This is a genomic window from Pseudomonas sp. K5002, assembly GCF_013386655.1.
GTDB lineage: Bacteria > Pseudomonadota > Gammaproteobacteria > Pseudomonadales > Pseudomonadaceae > Aquipseudomonas.
This window is the reverse complement of sequence record NZ_JACARK010000543.1, coordinates 3,683-4,108: the sequence shown is the minus strand read 5'-3', so window position 1 is coordinate 4,108 and position 426 is coordinate 3,683. Positions and strand designations below refer to the sequence as shown.

Here is a 426-nt window from a genome sequence, read left to right as displayed (position 1 = left end):
CGCCCTGCACATCCTGCACGCCGAAGGGCAGCGTGGGCTCGTCGACATCGGCGAGCATTTCGCGGAAGAACTGCTCGTGTTCCTGGGCGCTGACACCCAGGCGAGCCTGGGCCACGTAGTGACGGAACGGTGCGGCGGCCGGCAAGTCATCGGCCTGGTTGAACAGGAACGCCCGCATTTCCTGGCCGACCACTTCCATGGCCGTGTGGTCCAGTGCCAGGTGATGGAACAGCAGGATCGCCGCGACCCGCTGGTTGGCCGGGTCCTGCGCATACACCATACGCAGCAGCGGCGCCTGGGTGATATCCAGGCGATAGTGGCGGGCATCAAAACGCGCGTGCAGTTGTTCGATCACATCACCATCGGCCGGGTCCAGCGGGATGTTCTGCACCACCAGTTCGGCCTGGCGCCACACCACTTGCACCG

1 protein-coding gene is annotated in these 426 nt (G+C 65.3%); it reads right to left on the bottom strand.

Going from position 1 to position 426, the window contains the following annotated elements; genetic code table 11:
• On the bottom strand, positions 1-426 hold a 426-nt coding region (locus HX846_RS39700; RefSeq protein ID WP_256739859.1), incomplete at both ends, for a hypothetical protein.